At 59.5% G+C, this 16,871-nt stretch carries 12 protein-coding genes and 1 pseudogene; 4 read left to right on the forward strand and 9 right to left on the reverse strand.

Annotated features, from left to right (window positions below; all coding sequences use genetic code 11):
* The first annotated feature begins 236 nt into the window (after nt 1–236).
* Entirely contained in the window at nt 237–512 is a 276-nt protein-coding gene (locus FFH90_RS16255) for a DUF1652 domain-containing protein (RefSeq protein WP_018926009.1), read from the forward strand.
* Nucleotides 513–731: 219 nt separating this feature from the next.
* On the opposite strand, the gene FFH90_RS16260 is transcribed toward FFH90_RS16255, so the two are convergent.
* The 3 genes from FFH90_RS16260 to FFH90_RS16270 all read right to left on the reverse strand — a co-directional run bounded on the left by FFH90_RS16260 (nt 732) and on the right by FFH90_RS16270 (nt 6,056).
* On the reverse strand, nt 732–1,928 hold the full coding sequence (locus tag FFH90_RS16260; RefSeq protein ID WP_138867586.1) for a cystathionine gamma-synthase: 1,197 nt from the start codon (nt 1,926–1,928) through the stop codon (nt 732–734).
* Nucleotides 1,925–3,301 carry a cystathionine beta-synthase gene (locus FFH90_RS16265; protein ID WP_064618027.1) on the reverse strand — a complete coding sequence of 459 codons (1,377 nt, stop codon included), beginning with the start codon at nt 3,299–3,301 and terminating at the stop codon, nt 1,925–1,927. The genes FFH90_RS16260 and FFH90_RS16265 overlap by 4 nt, the downstream gene beginning before the upstream one ends.
* A 280-nt stretch (nt 3,302–3,581) precedes the next feature.
* The gene (locus FFH90_RS16270) at nt 3,582–6,056 is read right to left on the reverse strand and encodes a UvrD-helicase domain-containing protein (protein ID WP_138867587.1); all 2,475 of its coding nucleotides are present in this window, start codon (nt 6,054–6,056) and stop codon (nt 3,582–3,584) included.
* A gap of 281 nt (nt 6,057–6,337) precedes the next feature.
* Here FFH90_RS16270 and FFH90_RS16275 point away from each other — a divergent pair, with 281 nt between their 5' ends.
* Complete coding sequence (locus tag FFH90_RS16275; RefSeq protein ID WP_018926013.1) at nt 6,338–7,033, forward strand: pirin family protein; 696 nt, start codon at nt 6,338–6,340, stop codon at nt 7,031–7,033.
* Nucleotides 7,034–7,187: 154 nt separating this feature from the next.
* Here the strand turns inward: FFH90_RS16275 and pgm are convergent, their stop codons facing one another.
* The 4 genes from pgm to FFH90_RS16295 all read right to left on the reverse strand — a co-directional run bounded on the left by pgm (nt 7,188) and on the right by FFH90_RS16295 (nt 13,514).
* Nucleotides 7,188–8,834, reverse strand: coding sequence for a phosphoglucomutase (alpha-D-glucose-1,6-bisphosphate-dependent) (pgm, locus tag FFH90_RS16280; RefSeq protein WP_138867588.1), 1,647 nt, complete (start codon nt 8,832–8,834; stop codon nt 7,188–7,190).
* Between the two features lie 110 nt (nt 8,835–8,944).
* Complete coding sequence (locus FFH90_RS16285; protein ID WP_064618032.1) at nt 8,945–10,345, reverse strand: PLP-dependent aminotransferase family protein; 1,401 nt, start codon at nt 10,343–10,345, stop codon at nt 8,945–8,947.
* Nucleotides 10,346–10,412: 67 nt separating this feature from the next.
* A complete protein-coding gene (locus tag FFH90_RS16290; RefSeq protein WP_138867589.1) occupies nt 10,413–11,903 on the reverse strand; it encodes a hypothetical protein in 1,491 nt (496 codons plus the stop codon).
* 588 nt (nt 11,904–12,491) lie between these two features.
* The gene (locus FFH90_RS16295) at nt 12,492–13,514 is read right to left on the reverse strand and encodes a zinc-dependent alcohol dehydrogenase family protein (RefSeq protein WP_018926017.1); all 1,023 of its coding nucleotides are present in this window, start codon (nt 13,512–13,514) and stop codon (nt 12,492–12,494) included.
* A gap of 268 nt (nt 13,515–13,782) precedes the next feature.
* Here FFH90_RS16295 and FFH90_RS16300 point away from each other — a divergent pair, with 268 nt between their 5' ends.
* A complete protein-coding gene (locus FFH90_RS16300) occupies nt 13,783–14,697 on the forward strand; it encodes a LysR family transcriptional regulator (RefSeq protein WP_086944243.1) in 915 nt (304 codons plus the stop codon).
* A 52-nt stretch (nt 14,698–14,749) separates the two neighbouring features.
* Here FFH90_RS16300 and FFH90_RS16305 read toward each other — a convergent pair.
* Nucleotides 14,750–14,884 (reverse strand): annotated as a pseudogene (locus tag FFH90_RS16305) (hypothetical protein); the annotation flags it as partial.
* Between the two features lie 12 nt (nt 14,885–14,896).
* Complete coding sequence (locus tag FFH90_RS16310; protein WP_138867697.1) at nt 14,897–15,790, reverse strand: DMT family transporter; 894 nt, start codon at nt 15,788–15,790, stop codon at nt 14,897–14,899.
* 156 nt (nt 15,791–15,946) lie between these two features.
* On the opposite strand from FFH90_RS16310, the gene FFH90_RS16315 reads away from it, so the two are divergent.
* On the forward strand, nt 15,947–16,528 hold the full coding sequence (locus FFH90_RS16315) for a helix-turn-helix domain-containing protein (protein ID WP_138867590.1): 582 nt from the start codon (nt 15,947–15,949) through the stop codon (nt 16,526–16,528).
* Nucleotides 16,529–16,871: the final 343 nt, after the last annotated feature.

Raw genomic sequence — 16,871 nt, forward strand, 5'->3', positions numbered from 1 at the left:
TGTCCGGGCTTCAATGACCAATGGGATGCCCGGCAATGCTGGCCCTTGGCCGAGATGCCCGTATCTCATGACCTGCATCAAAAAAAACTGAACCAATCGCTGAACGGTCTGAAAAAATCCACATGATTTTCACATCCGGGTGCTACTTTTAAAGACAGTCACCGGTTGAGCCATTGAAGGCTCTTCCCTCCTAACATGAGCTAAAGGAAGCGCTCGATGAAGAAGGTGGGCAACACATGAATCAAGGTTCATTCAGCAAGGTCACTTTTCCAAATGCCTGCCAGCTGATGCGCTGGCATTTTCATCCCATGGGTTTCGAAGCGACCATGGATGCACCGGGCAGCATGGTTGCTCGTCTATTCGACCGAGCCAGCGGCGAAACCATGATCGCCATTGCCGGCATTCCTTGTGCAACGGTCATGAACGCCGCCGATGTAGAGCGGATTATCGAAGCGGTCGAGGATGAGCTGGAAGCGTTCATTCCTCCGCAGACGCTCAGGAGTTATGCCTGACAGCCAACACCCGACAAAAAAAGCCCGCTTATCGATTTAGCGGGCTTTTTGTAGCAGCTGCCGAGCCCGATCGGCTTGTAGCAGCTGTCGAGCCTGCGAGGCTGCGTTCGGCGGCGAAGCCGTCGTAAAATCAGAACTCACGGTGTATCAGGCAGACTATGTCAACCGGATTCACGACGGCTTCGCCGCCGAACGCTGCCTCGCGCTGCTCGACAGCTGCTACAAGGAATGCGTCGCCGCAACTTGCATCAGCGCCTGGGCCAGATCGGCGCGTAGGTCTTCGACATCCTCCACCCCCACAGACAAACGCACCAGCGCATCGCTGATACCTAGCTGTGCGCGTGTTTCTGCGGGAATGGTGGCGTGAGTCATGATCGCCGGGTGCTCGATCAGGCTTTCCACCCCGCCCAGGCTCTCGGCCAAGGCAAAGATCCGCACACTCTCGAGAAAACGCCTGGCGCCCGTCAGGTCGCTGTTCAGCTCGACGGAAATCATCCCACCGAACCCGCGCATCTGCCGCCGCGCCAATTCGTGCTGCGGGTGCGATGGCAGGCCCGGATAATACACGCGTGCCACTTGCGGCTGACGTTCCAGCCATTGCGCCAACTCCAGCGCGTTACTGCAATGACGTTCCATGCGCAGCGCCAGGGTCTTCACCCCGCGCAAGGTGAGGAATGCGTCGAACGGCCCGGCGATCGCCCCCACTGCGTTCTGCAGAAAGCCCAGGCGCTCGGCCAGTTCTGCATTCTGCCCGACCACTGCGATGCCGCCGATCACGTCGGAGTGGCCGTTCAGGTATTTGGTGGTCGAGTGCAACACGATGTCGAAGCCCAGCTCCAGCGGCCGCTGGATCCACGGGCTGGCGAAGGTGTTGTCCGCCACGCAGATGATGCCGCGCTCGCGACAGATCCGTGCGACAGCGGTGAGATCAGTGAGGCTGAGCAAAGGATTGCTCGGCGTCTCGACCCAGACCATTCGCGTGTCGTCCTGCAGCGCCGCTTCGAAGGCCGTCAGGTTCGTCAGATCGACGAAGCTGAAGCGATGCCCCGCGCTGCGCCGGCGCACCCGTTCGAACAGACGGAAAGTCCCGCCGTACAAATCATTGCCAGAAACGATGTGCGCACCCGCGTCGAGCAATTCGAGCACAGTGGCGATCGCCGCCAGTCCGGAGGCGAAAGCGAACGCCTGGGTACCGCCCTCAAGGTCCGCCACGCAACGCTCCAGGGCAAAGCGCGTCGGGTTGTGCGAACGCCCGTAATCGAAGCCCTTGTGCACACCGGGGCTCTGCTGCGCATAGGTGGAGTTGGCGTAAATCGGCGGCATCAGCGCCCCGGTGGTCGGGTCCGGTGTTTGTCCAGCATGGATCACACGGGTGGCAAAGCCCCGTGGCGCGGTGCTTTCATCGTGCTGACTCATGCCAGTGATCTCCGCAAGTGATTGAGCATGTCGACGCGGGTAATCAGGCCATGGAAGCCCGAGGTATCGGCGATGATCGCCACCAGCCCACGGTCGAGCACCGCCTCCAGTTCAGCAAGACTGGCGCCGGGAGGCAGGGTTTCGAGTTTGTCGGTCATCGCGCTGGTCACGGTCATGCGAAAATGCGTGGCGTCTTCATGCACGCCAAACAGAATATCGGACTCGTCGATGACCCCGACCAGCCGCTGTCCATCCACCAGCACCGGCAGTTGCGACACATCCGCCAGGCGCATGCGCTGGAAGGCGGTGAGCAAGGTGTCGTCCGGGCCGACGCTGACCACCCGGCCATCCTCGAAACGCCGCGCAATCAGGTCACGTAAATCGCCGTAGCGTTTGCGCGCAAGCAAGCCCTGATCGTTCATCCACTGGTCGTTATAGATCTTCGACAGATAACGGGTGCCGGTGTCGCAAACGAAACTGACCACCCGCTTCGGCTCGGTCTGCTCGCGGCAGTAACGCAATGCCGCCGCCAGCAAGGTGCCCGTCGAAGAGCCGCCGAGAATGCCTTCGGCGCGCAGCAGCTGACGGGCATGATCGAAGCTTTCCTCGTCGCTGATCGAATAGGCCTTGCGCACGCTGGAAAGGTCGGCAATCGACGGAATGAAGTCCTCGCCGATGCCCTCCACCGCCCAGGAGCCGGGCGTACCAAGGGTGCCGCTGCGGCTGTATTCCGCCATCACCGAGCCGACCGGGTCGGCCAGCACCATTTCCAGATTCGGTTGTACGCGCTGAAAGAAACGAGTCAGCCCGGTCAGCGTGCCGGCCGAACCGACACCAACCACGATGGCATCCACATCATGCTGAGTCTGCGCCCAGATCTCCGGCGCGGTGCTGCACTCGTGGGCCAGCGGGTTGGCCGGGTTGTTGAACTGATCGGCGAAGAAGGCGTCGGGAATGTCCTTGGCCAGCCGCGCAGCGACGTCCTGGTAATAATCGGGATGGCCCTTGCCGACGTCGGAGCGGGTGATATGCACCTCGGCGCCCATCGCTTTGAGGTGAAGGACTTTCTCGGTGGACATCTTGTCCGGCACCACCAGTACCACCCGATAGCCCTTGGCGCGACCGACCAGTGCCAGCCCCAGGCCAGTGTTGCCGGCCGTGGCCTCGACGATGGTACCGCCGGGGCGCAGGCGACCGTCGCGCTCGGCGGCGTCGATCATCGCCAGGCCGATGCGATCCTTAATCGAACCACCGGGGTTCTGCGATTCAAGCTTGAGGAACAGTGTGCATGGGCCGGTATCGAAGCGGCTGATACGCACCAACGGCGTATTGCCGATCAGTTCGAGCACGGCGGGACGGGAGTTGTTCGGCATGTCGTCACCTCGCTACGGGTATCCGCACTGGATGGACAGCGACCTGAAGCGAGTCGAGCGCCTCGTCGCAGTCAAAGCCTCGCTTGGACCATAGGCCGGGATCGCGACCCTCGCAACTTTTGTGGCGAGCGAGCTTGTTGTGGCGAGGGAGCTTGCTCCCGCTTGAGTGCGCAGCGCTCACAAAAATCGGCAATGCTTGTCGCATTTTTGGGGCCGCTACGCAGCCCAGCGGGAGCAAGCTCCCTCGCCACAGGTTTTTGACTCAAGACTCTCTTGAGGTTCAGGCCTGCACTTTTCCCTGACGGTGATCGGCAAAAAACGCCTTGCCCTTGCCGATCCGGTCGGAGGCCTTGGGCATATTCGCCGCCTGGGTATCCTGGCCATCGACATACCAGTAGCAATGGCTCACCGCCCGGGTGATGCCCACGTAGGCCAGACGCAGGATCTCGTCTTTCTGTGCGCTGTCGTAGGGCTCGCTGTCGCCGGCCTTGCCGAGCCCGGCCATGCGATAGACCTGGTTCTTGTAAGGCGAACTGGTCAGATGCTGGCAATCACCCAGCAGGAACACCGCATCAGCTTGCAGGCCCTTGGCGCTGTGATAGGTCAGTTGCTTGAGCCGTCGCGCGTCGTACGGCAAGCTAGAATCAACATTAACTACAGACTGAATATGCTCTTCTATCAATGACTTATCGCTACTTTTTCGATAAAGCATCAAGATTGAATCGCCTTTTCTGTAGTGCTCGATCAGGCGCTGGGCCATGCCCTGGTCATCCCGATCGAGGACGTTCACCGGCAGCAACGCCTTGGGTTCTCCGCTGGCCTTGGCCTTCTTGCCGGCGATTGCCGGTGCGGCGCGGACGATGTGCTCCGCCGCGTCGATGATGTGCTGATGGCTGCGGTAATTGTCGCTGAGCATCACCTTGGTCGTGCTCGGTGACGGGAACTCCTTGTTGAACTCCATGAAATAGCTCGGCGAACTGCCACGCCAGCCGTAGATCGATTGCCAGTCGTCCCCCACACACAGCAATGACGAACGTTGCGCCCCGCGCCCTACGTGCATGGCCGGGCCACGACTGCGGATCTCGGCCAGGCTGGCGCGAATCCAGGAAACGATCTGCGGCGACACGTCCTGGAACTCATCGATCATCAAGTGCGACATTGGCCTGAGCAGTTCATCGCCGAGCAACTTGAGATTCTCCGGTGAATGCTCGCTGAACAGGGCAAACATCCGGTTGTAGGTCATCACGGGTGGCGATTGATCCAGCAGATGATCTTCCAGCGCTCGCCAGAACAGGCTCAAGGCCTCGAAGAAGAATCGGTCCGGATCATCCTTGGCGAAACTCATCTGGCCCACGGCATTGGGCACATCCAGGCCGAGGTTTTCGATAAACCCGGCTGCCGCGACAAAACAGTCCAGCAACGGCGCGGAAGCAAGCTCGCCCTTGACCTTGTAATCGAAGCCCGGCCCGGCGCTGGCATCACCGGCAAGCGACGCCAAAACACGTTTTGAAGATTCGTAACTATCGAGCCATATCAATGGCTTACGACAGAAAGCTTGAAACAGGGTGCGCTTTACAGCCCATTCCGCACGTACCGTCAGCTTGGCATTCGGGCGGCTGACCTGCGAATTTTCCCGAGGATCGAAACCCAGCACCACCCAGGCATCCAGCGCCGGAATGTAACCGTGGCAATGGAAGGTCGAACCGTTGATGTCGAAGGTCTGACGATTCGGCTCGATGCCCTTGATCGGCCAGGCGCCGGCGCGAAACCACAGGTCCTCGATGGTGTCGCACAGCTCTTCATCGCGCTTGGCCGCCAGTTCAGTCACCGCCATGCGCTTTTGCACGTCCGGGTGATCGCGTTCCAGCTCCTTGAGCTGTAAGGCGTGACGAGACAACGGCTTGATCAATTCGCGGAAACGCTCATCGCGGGTATGCAGGCTGTGATAGCAGGCGTTGAGCTGCTGGCGCTGGGCATCGTTGATTCGCAGGTCGAAGGGGTTGCTGTCGACCTCCTCATCGGTACCCTGCACGCGAAAGCTGAGGTTTTCGAAGGCTTGCAGCCGTTCGAAACCCGGCAGGCTGCGCACCATTGGCAGGATCCGCGAATGAAAAGTGCGCACCAGGTCCCGCGCTTCTTTGAAGCTGAGCGCCCGGCCCCACACGGCAAACAGTTCGATCAGCTTATTGATGAAGTCCTTGCGCGACTCGCGAGTGAAGGTCACCACGGTCATCGAACTCAGCTCAAACCCCAGGTAATGGCTGAGCAGCAGAATTCGCAGCACCAGGGTGGTCGATTTGCCCGCACCCGCCCCGGCGATCACCGAAGTCGACGGTGTGTCACTGAAGATCATTTTCCATTGGGCAGCGCTTGGCTGGGCATGCGCAGGCAGCAGTCGCGCCACGTCGGCCTTCATGCGCTTCTTCAGCTCGGCGCTCAATGGCAGGCGCCAATCGTCGAACAGGTTGTCATCGACGTTGGGCGGTCGATGCTCGGTGGAGCGCGAGTCGCGGATCAGCAGCACTTGCCGGCCTTCTTCCAGACCCTCGAGCTTGCCTTCCTTATAGCCGTATTCCACGCCAGCGCTGTGACCGCTGCGAAAACCGTCGGCTTGCCCGTGCAGCCAGGACGCACGGTGTTGCGCGCGCAAGCGGGTCAGGCCGTGGCCAAAGAACCGGGCGGCCAGACGTTTGAGCAAAGGCATCTCGGCCAGGGGACGAAGTTCGGGCGGAAGATCGGGTGTGTGTTGCGGCACGCAGGCGGACTCCAGTGTGTGAGGCTGTCAGGGGCTATGGTGTCTGCATTTGCCGTTGAGTTCTAGTGAAATGCTTACAGGTCATTGGCTTATGCGATGAAGTGAAGGCTGGATGAGAAAAATTCGAGATTATTCGGTATCAAATAATTCGATTGTATTGAGGCATTTTTTACGCTTTTTATCGATGGGTACCTGATGGATGATACTGACCATCAACCACCGGTTCTCGTTTGTGGCTCAGACGTTCTGCCCCCATGACGAACCTTTTTCAGGAGACGATCATGCTTGAACTCAGACCTTTCAACTCCCTGGGCGGCGCGCACCATGGCTGGCTGGATGCCCATCACCACTTTTCGTTCGCCGAGTACTACGACCCCAAACGCATGAACTGGGGCAACCTGCGGGTGTGGAACGATGACGTGATTGCCCCCGGCACCGGGTTCCCGCAACACCCGCACCGGGACATGGAAATCATCACCTACGTTCGTGAAGGCGCGATTACCCACCAGGACAACCTGGGCAACAAGGGCCGTACCGAAGCCGGTGATGTGCAGGTCATGAGCGCCGGCACCGGGATCGCCCACAGTGAGTACAATCTGGAAGCGACCGAGACCCGGATCTTTCAGATCTGGATCATCCCCAACGAAACCGGTCTGGCACCGTCGTGGGGCGCCAAGCCCTTCCCCAAAGGCCAACGCGAAGGCTTCGTGACCCTGGCCAGTGGCAAGGCCGGCGACGATCAAAGCCTGCGGATTCGCGCCGATGCGCGTCTGGTGGCGGCCAACCTGAAAGCCGGGGAAACGGCTGAATATCGTCTGGACAGTGGCCGTCGCGCTTATCTGGTGCCAGCGACAGGAGCGATTGAAGTCAATGGCTTGCGCGCACAAGCTCGAGACGGGGTCGCGGTTGCCGATGAGCAAGTGTTGCGGGTGACTGCGATCGAAGACAGCGAAATCGTCTTGGTAGATGTGGCTTGAGGCGGTAAATGCGCGGCAAAAAAAAGGGCGACCGTTGATGGTCGCCCCTTTTTTTGGCTGTGTGTCTCGTCCTGAATAAGGTTTACACCAGCTTCAGGACTAGACAATTTCATTTGTGGCGAGGGAGCAAGCTCCCTCACCACAGGACTTTCAATCACTTCGCAGAAATTGCGCCATCTACCAGTGTCTGAGCCTCGGCCACCAGTTGTTTCAGGTGGTCGTCACTGACAAAGCTTTCTGCGTAAATCTTGTAGATGTCCTCGGTGCCCGACGGCCGCGCCGCGAACCAGCCGTTCTCGGTCATGACTTTCAGACCGCCGATGGCCTGGTCGTTGCCCGGTGCATGACTGAGGATGCTCTGGATCGCTTCGCCCGCCAGTTGAGTCGAAGTGACCTGGTCCGGCGACAATTTGCTCAGCAGTGCTTTCTGTTCAGGGTTGGCCTTGGCATCAACGCGTACCGAGAACGGCTCACCCAGTTCATCGGTCAACGCGCGATAGGCCTGGCTTGGATCACGGCCCGTGCGAGCGGTCATTTCAGCGGCCAGCAGCGCCGGAATCAAACCGTCCTTGTCGGTACTCCAGACACCGCCGTCCTTGCGCAGGAACGATGCACCGGCGCTTTCTTCACCGCCAAAACCCAGGGAGCCGTCAAACAGACCGTCGGCAAACCATTTGAAACCGACCGGCACTTCATACAGACGACGGCCCAGGCGTTTGGCGACGCGATCGATCAAGCCGCTGCTGACCACGGTCTTACCCACGGCCGCATCGGCCCGCCACAGTGGACGGTTCTGGAACAGGTAGTCGATCGAGACCGCGAGGTAGTTGTTCGGCGCCAGCAAACCACCGGACGGGGTCACGATGCCATGACGGTCGTGGTCCGGGTCGCAGGCAAACGCCACGTCGAAACGCTCTTTCAGGCCGATCAGGCCTTGCATGGCATAGCTGGACGATGGGTCCATGCGGATCTGCCCGTCCCAGTCGACGGTCATGAAACGGAACGTTGCATCAACCTGTTTATTCACCACTTCCAGGTCCAGGCGGTAGTGCTCGGCAATCGCCGACCAGTAGCGCACCCCTGCTCCGCCCAGCGGATCGACACCCAGACGCAGCTTCGCATCGCGGATGGCGTCGAAGTCGATCACGTTGATCAGGTCAGCGACATAGGTGTTGAGGTAATCGTGACGATGGGTAGTGCTGGCCTTCAGGGCCTGCTCGTAGCTGATGCGTTTGACGCCGGCGAGCTTGGCTGCCAGCAACTCGTTGGCCTTGGCTTCGATCCACTTGGTGATGTGGGTATCGGCCGGGCCGCCGTTGGTTGGGTTGTACTTGTAGCCACCACTTTGCGGCGGGTTGTGGGACGGCGTGATGACGATGCCGTCCGCCAGGCCTGAAGTGCGCCCGCGGTTGTAGCAAAGAATCGCATGGGAAATGGCCGGCGTCGGGGTGTACTCGTCGCCTTCGGCGATCATCACCGTGACACCGTTCGCCGCCAACACTTCCAGGGCACTGGCACCGGCCGGCGTGGACAGCGCGTGGGTGTCGATCCCGACGAACAGCGGGCCATCGATGCCCTGGGCCTCGCGATACAGGCAGATCGCCTGGCTGATGGCCAGGACATGCCATTCGTTGAAACTCAAGTCGAACGAGCTACCTCGGTGTCCGGACGTGCCGAAGGCAACGCGCTGGGTAGAAATGGCTGCATCGGGCTGGCCGGTGTAATAGGCCGTTACCAGTCGCGGGATGTCGACCAACAGTTCTGCCGGTGCCGGTTTGCCCGCAAAAGGACTGAGTGTCATGCAAAACCTCTGAGAGAGAGTGGTTCGGGATAGGAGCGCAGTTTACTGACAGTTTGGCCGTTGCGCGACGTTATCGAATGTCAGGTTCCGAGGAGCTCTTCCACCTCGGCTCAATCGATCGATTCCAGACGCAAGGCATCCCCCAGTAGCCCCAGTGCAGCGACGAGCTCGTGGTCGCCACCGAACGTATGACTCAGGCGCAAGTGCTGCGCGTGCAGGCCCTGCAAACTGAACAACTCCCCCGGTGCGATGACCACTTGCTGCTTGAGCAGTCTCTGGAACACTCGATGTACATTGACCTGGCGCAACGAGCGAATCCACACCGTCGCCCCGCCCTGGGGCTCGACGAAATGCAGCGATTCCGGCAGACGCTCCTGGAGCAGTTGGGTCATCAGCACCATGCGTTCCTTGAGCAGTCGACGCAACACCAGCAGGTGTTGATCGATGCGTCCGTTGCTGTACAGCCGCGCGATGGCTTTCTGACGAATCAGCGACAAACGGAATGCCCGCAGCAGAAAGTGCCGTTGCAGTTCGGCACGCAGTTGTCGCGAGAGCAGGTAACCAAAGGGCGCCTCCGAGCCGATGATTTTCTCGAAAGTGGAAAACACGATCAGCCGATCAGGGTCCACCAGGTCGCGAAACCGCAAGCCGCTCGGCTCGAATTCGAGCTCGCCGTAACAATCGTTTTCCAACACCCAACAGCCATGCCGTCCCAGCAGTTGCGCAGTGGACTGCCGGTTGTCGTCAGGCGCCACGCTCCCGCGCGGCATGTTCAGTCCCGATGAAAGCATCATCAGTCGCACCCGCCCGGTCTCGAGCAGCTCTCTCAGCTGTTCGAGATCCAGGCCACCACAGGCTTGCAGCGGCAGCTCGACAACCTGCACGTCTGCGTCCTGGAACAAGCGCAGAATCACCCAGTCGCACGGCGACTCGACCACCACCACCGAATCTTTGAGCTCAAGAACGGCGATCAATATTTCAAGTACGCCGCGCATATCTGCGCCGATATAGACATCATCGGCATGCCAGCAGCGTGTCGGCGAAGTGGTGTAGCGTGCCGCAAGGGCCGTGCGCAGTTCCAGCTCGCCGCAGGGTTGTGAAGACGGTTGTGGCTGGCGCGGATACTGGCGCAGCAATTCTCTCTCCAGCAACAACAACGGGCTGTCCAGGGGTTGTAACAACGCCGGTTCATCGGCGCTCAACACCAGCATGCCGGGGCGCCTGGCGTTGACATAGACCGTTTCGAGCAGGTCTTTACCGCTGCCGGGAAGACCGATAGAAGACACCGGCAGTGCGTAATAGCCTGACTTGGCAACCGAATAGATGCGTCCTTCCTTCTCCAGCAGCGAATAGGCGTATTGAATGGTCGAGATCGACACACTCAAACGATCCGCCAACTGCCGCAATGAGGGCAGGCGCACTCGCACGTCACTGCCCGGCTCATTGATCAGATTGTTCAGGTAGCGGTACACCGCCTGGTACGCGAAATCGGAATCTCGTGATCCTTTCATGGGTGATGACCGAACACGCTACGAACGTCATGACGCACTCTTGATGCATCCGCCAAACCAGGAACATTCACTGGCCCATCGACCATTCGCCAGTCACTGCTGTTTCATTCTCGGGGTCCATGTCTTCGACTTGCACGCCCGCGTCGCCGCTTTCCGTGTCTGGCACCCTACCCTCATCCCGAACCACCGGCCTCATGCGGTAAAGCGTACCGATCAGGCTGACCGGTAACCCGCTGACATCCACCATCCACTGCAGAACCTGCTCGGGTGCCGGACCGCCCTGCATCGCCCGGTGCAATTCCGGCAGCGCTACCAGCATGCCGGGATGGCATTGACGAAGAAAATGCTCCAGGGCCGCGCCGTTATCGACAAACGGGGCGAACAGCAGGCATACCAGTTGGGCTTCACTCAAACCGAGATTTTTTTGTGCCTCGGCTGTCGCCAATCCGCGCTGATCGGCCATGGTCAGCGGATTGCCGAAGGTCTCCACTGCCTGCTCGCAAAAGCGCTCGGGCAATTGTTTACGACGCATCATCACCAACGCCCGCTGCAGGTATTCGCTGACCCCCTCTTCGTAGGTGCGACCGTGTACAAAGCGCGCTCGCAAGCCGCGAAGGTGCGCGGATATCGACGGACTGACATGGTCGTTATCACTGAGTTGAGCCGTCAGTTCGTCAGGTTGGAAGCCGAGGAAGTCAGTGAGCAGCGGCCAGCGCTCTTCCAGGTTGCTGACCAGCATGTCGTGGATGTCGATGAAGGTCGTGCGACGGCAGGCCTCAAAGCGCTCGGCAGGACGCCACGCAGCCTGAGCAGAGTCGGGATAAAACTCGCGATAGCAGTCGCTGCCCAGTTCATCGAGCCGCGCGAACAATCCCTCGTAGCCCGTTTCATGGCGGCTCGTCGGCGCAAGCCCGGCCTTGGCTGCGGCACGGTTCAAACCCTCGATAAACTGAGCCTGCCGACGGGGTGAATCGCTGCTGACCATGACATCGACGCCGTTGTCCCAGCGGGCAATTTGTCCATAAAAATCACCTGTGGCCAGGTACCCGTCGTCCCACAACTCAAGCGGCCCGTTCCAGGCCCGACGGTGCCCGACCATCAGCAGGTTGAGCCGATTCGACTCGCGGCCGGCATCGGAGATTGGCGCCAAGTGATTGAACGGCAGGACCTCACGATTATCGACCATCAACATTTCGACCCGGGGATCGTCGTAGAGAAACAATGCACTGCTGCTGCGATGGATGTTTTCCAGTGCTGTCACAGCCGTGCCATTCAAGCGCAAAGTGGCCACTCGCAGCTGAAACGTCGCCGGTGCCCGACCGGCGATACTCAGTTGCGCGGCGCGCAGCAGCGCCAGTGTGTAGCAGCTGTCACGGGACCCGGACTGGATCGCCAACACCTTGTAATCGCCGATACGCTCCATACCTCCAGCCGACACCACCAGGCGCTGAATCATCAGTTGCAATGCCGTGCGCTCGGCGCGAGAGAAAAAGCTCAGCAAGCGCTGCAGTACTTGTTGATAAACATAATTCATTGCCTGTTCATGGGTATGGGTCATCATTGTTTACCTGTTACTCATAAGTTCGACGCCACGCAAACAATTACATGCACTGCGCGACGGATTGCCTGTCATGAATGGGGTGCCGGGGTTGTTATCAAATGCTAGCACTTAAGCATTTTGTAATTATTTGAAATGGTTGCATGTCTCGAGAACCCCAAGCAGGGCAATACCGCCGCAACGCCAGGCAGGACGGGTGTTTTTCGGCCCCGAGCGATGTCCTAGGAAATTTCCGACAACATCCCACAGACGTGTAATACAAGAAATAAAGAAAGAAATTGCCAATAAATGTATGACCGCCGAGCGGCGTCGAATTATTTGTTGAGCATGTATTGCCGATGCGCGTTGAAAAGTTTCAACCTGATACCCAGCCATGACTCTTTCCTTGAGATGAAATAATCATTCAATTATCAGGGCTTACATAATGATTAGAAGATACAGATCGAGAGCAAAAACCAGTTCAGTTGCTGAACCGCCCCACCGAGGGATCGATGGGATGTCTCATTTTGGAGGTTTTGACAGCGGAAAAGTCCGTGCCTGCACGGACCTTTCCAGAGGGGTTTATACAAGGGGGCTCGTACGAAGAGCTCAGACAGGCTCGACCTCAAGGGCGACCCGTTCGCGGCATGGGCATTCGTCCATGTAGCGGTGTGCTTCGACAAACTGGGAAAACGGGAATACCCGAGTCTTGAGTGGCAGCAGCACATGGTCTGCGGTCAACTGGTTGATGTCGCGCAGGGCACGTTGCAGTGCGGCCTGATCCTGGAGGATGCCCAGCTCCGGCTTGCCGGTGAAGTTGCCGATGCAGTGCACGAAGAACTGAATGTTCTTCTGGAACGCCGCACAGGCCGGAAATGGCGTCTGGTTACCACCCTGCAGGCCATAGAGCACCAGGCTGCCGCGAGGCGCGAGCACATCGCCGAGCAGCGACATCTGCGGGCCGCCCAGGCCATCGAACACCACATCGACGCCACGGTTGTCGGTAATTTTGTTGATCCGCATCAGCAGATCTTCTTCTTCGGTGACGATGACTTTTTCGGCACCCAGCGACAGCAGGTATTCACGCTCGTCCGCGGTTTTGGTCGCAGCGATTACTCGCACACCAAGGGCTTTGCCCAGCTGTACGAACGACGGCCCGGCGCAGTGACTGGCGTCGGTCACCAGAGCGAATTGCCCGGGCTTGACGCGCGCCAGATCGGTGTAGCCAAAATAGGCGACCAATAGCGGCGTGTAATGCACGCTGGCTTCGACCGGACTGAGCACGTCCGGGTAGCGGGTCAGCGCCGTGCGCGGCAGAACGATCTGTTCGCCGTAGACCGGATAATCGTTGGGGCTTTCGGCCGGGAAGCTGGCGACCTTGTCACCGATAGCGAGGTCATCGACCCCCTCGCCGAGCGCCGTGACCACGCCGGCCATTTCATGACCCAGGCCTGAAGGCAGGCGAGCATGGGACGAGGCCAGGTTCTGGCGCCAGAGAATGTCGTACCAGCTGATGCCTATCGCCTCGACACGCACCTGCACTTCGCCCGGCGCAGGCAGAGCGGCCGCATGCTCTTCGCATTTGAGCACCTCGGCTGGACCAAACTTGTGAAAACGGATCGTGCGGGACATCGCAAACCTCGTCAAAGTAACCTCTAATGCCCTGAACTCTATCTGGGCTTTCTACCCAAGACCATCAGTGGCTATTAATAGTCGACATGCCTGTCATTGATTCCGCAGCGACGGCGACATCATCCAATGCCGTAAAAACCGAAGCAGCCTTTCAGGGAAAACTGAATTACCCTGTGCAGAGTACCAGCCTTTCCCCGTAAGATTCACGCCGGCCATTGTTCTCATATGGTCGCTCACGTCAAGTTTGCTGAATCTGCCAGGACCCCAGATGAATCGTAATGACCTGCGTCGTGTCGACCTGAACCTGTTGATCGTTTTCGAAACACTGATGCACGAGCGCAGTGTGACCCGCGCTGCGGAGAAATTGTTCCTCGGCCAGCCGGCCATCAGTGCGGCGCTCTCGCGCCTGCGCGGGCTGTTCGATGACCCGTTGTTCGTGCGCACCGGCCGCAGCATGGAACCTTCCGCCCGAGCGGTGGAAATCTTCGCCCTGCTCTCGCCGGCCCTGGATTCGATTTCCACCGCGGTCAGTCGCGCGGCGGAATTCGATCCGGCCACCAGCACCGCGGTGTTCCGCATCGGCCTGTCGGACGATGTCGAGTTCGCGTTGCTGCCGATGCTGCTCAAGCGGTTGCGCGCCGAGGCACCGGGCATCGTGCTGGTGGTGCGTCGGGCCAACTACATCCTGATGCCGAACCTGTTGGCCTCGGGCGAAATTTCCATTGGCGTCAGCTACACCGCCGACCTGCCGGCCAACGCCAAGCGCAAAGTACTGCGCCGCAGCATGCCGAAACTGTTGCGAGCCGACTCCGTGCCGGGGCCGTTGAGCCTGGATGACTTCTGCGCCCGCCCCCACGCGCTGGTGTCGTTCGCGGGCGACCTGAGCGGCTTTATAGATGAAGAGCTGGAGAAGCTGGGGCGCAAACGGCACGTGGTGCTGGCGGTGCCGCAGTTCAATGGGCTGAGCACACTGATCAGCGGCACCGACATCGTGGCCACCGTCCCGGACTACACCGCCGAAGCGTTGACCGCCGCCGGTGGTGTTCGGGCGGAAGATCCACCGTTGCCGGTGCGCAGCTTTGAATTGCACATGGCCTGGCGCGGGTCGCAGGATAATGATCCGGGTGAGCGGTGGTTGAGGTCGCGGATTCAGATGTTTTTCGGGGACCCTGAGAGTCTTTGAATCAAACCAGCGTAGCGCCTGATCGCTGGCAACCGGGCGCTATCCACAGCGGTCATGCATGGCGATTGTCCGTACCGTCCACGGTGCGACGGGCCGTGGAGGCGCCGGCACCGAAGATCGGCCAAGCGGCACGGTCTTGCGGGTTGACGACGGTGGTAAAGGCTTCCGCTCCGATCAGCAGGAGGTTTCTCGCCGAGCCCTACATCACTTCCTGACGCGGGGCGCGGCCCAGCGACCAACCGAAGTTCATGCCCGCAGCCGCCAACAGGATGGCGCTCGCGCCAATTACTTGCAGGGCGCTGAGCGGGTGGGCGAAGGCAACCCAGTCGACCAGGATGGCGACGATCGGATAGATGAACGACAGCGCCCCGACCAACGCCGTGGGGATTTTCTGGATGGCGCTGTACAGCAGGGTCGACATGAGCCCGGTATGGACCACGCCGATAATGATCAGGTATGTCCAGGCGCCCTCGACCGTATCGCCCCTGCTGAAATCCACGAACGGTGCCAGGACCAGCACGCCTACCACCATCTGGATCAGCACGATCAGGTGCGCGGGCAAGTCCTTGAGGCGCTTGGTGATCGCCGCCGCCACTGCGTAGAAGAAGGCTGAAGCCAGGGCCAGGCAAACGCCCAGCAGGTAGTCGGCGCCAGTGCCCTGCCCGCTGCCTTTGGCGGACACGATCAGCATCAGACCGGCGAAGGCCAACAGCAACCAGCCGACCTTGGCGGTGCTGAGACGCTCGGCGAAGAACAGCACACCCAGACCGACCAGCATGAACGGCTGAACGTGGTAGACCACCGTGGCAATGGCGATAGAGGAATGTTTGTAGGCACTGAACAGCAGCACCCAGTTGAGGATCAGCGCCACCCCGCCCAGGCACACCAGAATGAACTGCCGGGCGTTGATCCGGGAGCGATCCAGCACCCCAAGCACCAGGCATGTGACCAGCATCGCCATGGCGCCGAACAAGCAACGCCAGAACACCACGGCCTCCGGGCTCTGCCCCGACATGATGACGAACCAGCCCACCGTGCCGGAGATCACCATGGCCGAAATCATTTCGAGCGTCCCACGGGTTTGCGACTTCATCACTCACTGCTTCCTTGCTGCCGGCATTGCCATAACCTAAGCCGCCATTCGCGGGGGTTGGTTCGGCAAATAGAACTTTATAATGAACTAACGCTCACTATACTGAACAAAACGCGCTGGGAGCGTCAACTCATTTCAGGATGATTTAAAAAACGAATGACCAATATAACGAACAACCTGCTGAGAAATAACCCGAGCCGAATCGATCTGCTGGCCCTTTCAATCAAACGCGAGCGCCTGGCCGCCGGGCTTTCCTTGACCGAGCTGGCAAAGCGCGCCGGGGTGGCGAAGTCGACCTTGTCTCAATTGGAGTCGGGAATCGGTAACCCCAGCATCGAAACCTTGTGGTCGCTGGCAATGGCAATGGGCTTGCAAGTCACCCGGTTCTTCGAGCAACCCCAGCAGACCCTGCGGGTGATTCGCGCCAACGAGGGTATGACGACCTATGCCGAGACTGCCAATTATGCAGCGACACTGCTTGCCGATTGCCCGGCGGGAGTACAACGTGATATCTACCGGCTCAAAGTGCAGCCCGGCGAAGTTCGGCTGTCTCAGTCCCACCCATTGGGCACCGTAGAGCACGTGGTGCTGTGCAGTGGCAGTGCCCATATCGGCCCGGCGACTGGACCTGTATTGCTGAACGCTGGCGACTACATCAGCTACCTGGCTAATGTGCCTCACGTGTTCGAAGCACTCGAGGCAGACACCACTGCGGTGATGGTGATAGAGCATTCCTGAGATAGGTGGCATGGACACGCCAAATGTTGAATCGCCCTGAATTTTCTGGACGCCCTGACAGCAATTCACGATGCCCCTGACTCCAATGCGGAGTTAACAGTAACCATTAGAACCCTAATGGAATTCTGCCAGCACTCGCCATTTTCGTTCGCTCGTGTATCACGAGCGACTTGGGGTAAAAGTGGGGGGTATCATCAGTTTTTTTATCGCGCGAACCACTTTCCTAGAGCCCTGCCCAAATGTTTTCGATCTCAGGTGTACCCTGAAAAGCAGCGCTCAAACCCGTCACCCTCTCCGCCTTCATCACCATTTAATAACAGAGCGTTATAGGTAAATCGCAGAT

The organism is Pseudomonas sp. ATCC 43928 (assembly GCF_005938665.2).
In the GTDB taxonomy this organism is placed as follows: Bacteria; Pseudomonadota; Gammaproteobacteria; order Pseudomonadales; family Pseudomonadaceae; genus Aquipseudomonas.

What these genes read in the sequence shown, in the direction of transcription:
- FFH90_RS16265 (WP_064618027.1), bottom strand. Translation starts at nt 3,301, where the DNA reads ATGCCGAACAACTCCCGTCCCGCCGTGCTCGAACTGATCGGCAATACG.
- FFH90_RS16295 (WP_018926017.1), bottom strand. Translation starts at nt 13,514, where the DNA reads ATGTCCCGCACGATCCGTTTTCACAAGTTTGGTCCAGCCGAGGTGCTC.
- FFH90_RS16260 (WP_138867586.1), bottom strand. Translation starts at nt 1,928, where the DNA reads ATGAGTCAGCACGATGAAAGCACCGCGCCACGGGGCTTTGCCACCCGT.
- FFH90_RS16290 (WP_138867589.1), bottom strand. Translation starts at nt 11,903, where the DNA reads ATGACCCATACCCATGAACAGGCAATGAATTATGTTTATCAACAAGTA.
- FFH90_RS16285 (WP_064618032.1), bottom strand. Translation starts at nt 10,345, where the DNA reads ATGAAAGGATCACGAGATTCCGATTTCGCGTACCAGGCGGTGTACCGC.
- FFH90_RS16255 (WP_018926009.1), top strand. Translation starts at nt 237, where the DNA reads ATGAATCAAGGTTCATTCAGCAAGGTCACTTTTCCAAATGCCTGCCAG.
- FFH90_RS16275 (WP_018926013.1), top strand. Translation starts at nt 6,338, where the DNA reads ATGCTTGAACTCAGACCTTTCAACTCCCTGGGCGGCGCGCACCATGGC.
- FFH90_RS16310 (WP_138867697.1), bottom strand. Translation starts at nt 15,790, where the DNA reads ATGAAGTCGCAAACCCGTGGGACGCTCGAAATGATTTCGGCCATGGTG.
- pgm (WP_138867588.1), bottom strand. Translation starts at nt 8,834, where the DNA reads ATGACACTCAGTCCTTTTGCGGGCAAACCGGCACCGGCAGAACTGTTG.
- FFH90_RS16300 (WP_086944243.1), top strand. Translation starts at nt 13,783, where the DNA reads ATGAATCGTAATGACCTGCGTCGTGTCGACCTGAACCTGTTGATCGTT.
- FFH90_RS16315 (WP_138867590.1), top strand. Translation starts at nt 15,947, where the DNA reads ATGACCAATATAACGAACAACCTGCTGAGAAATAACCCGAGCCGAATC.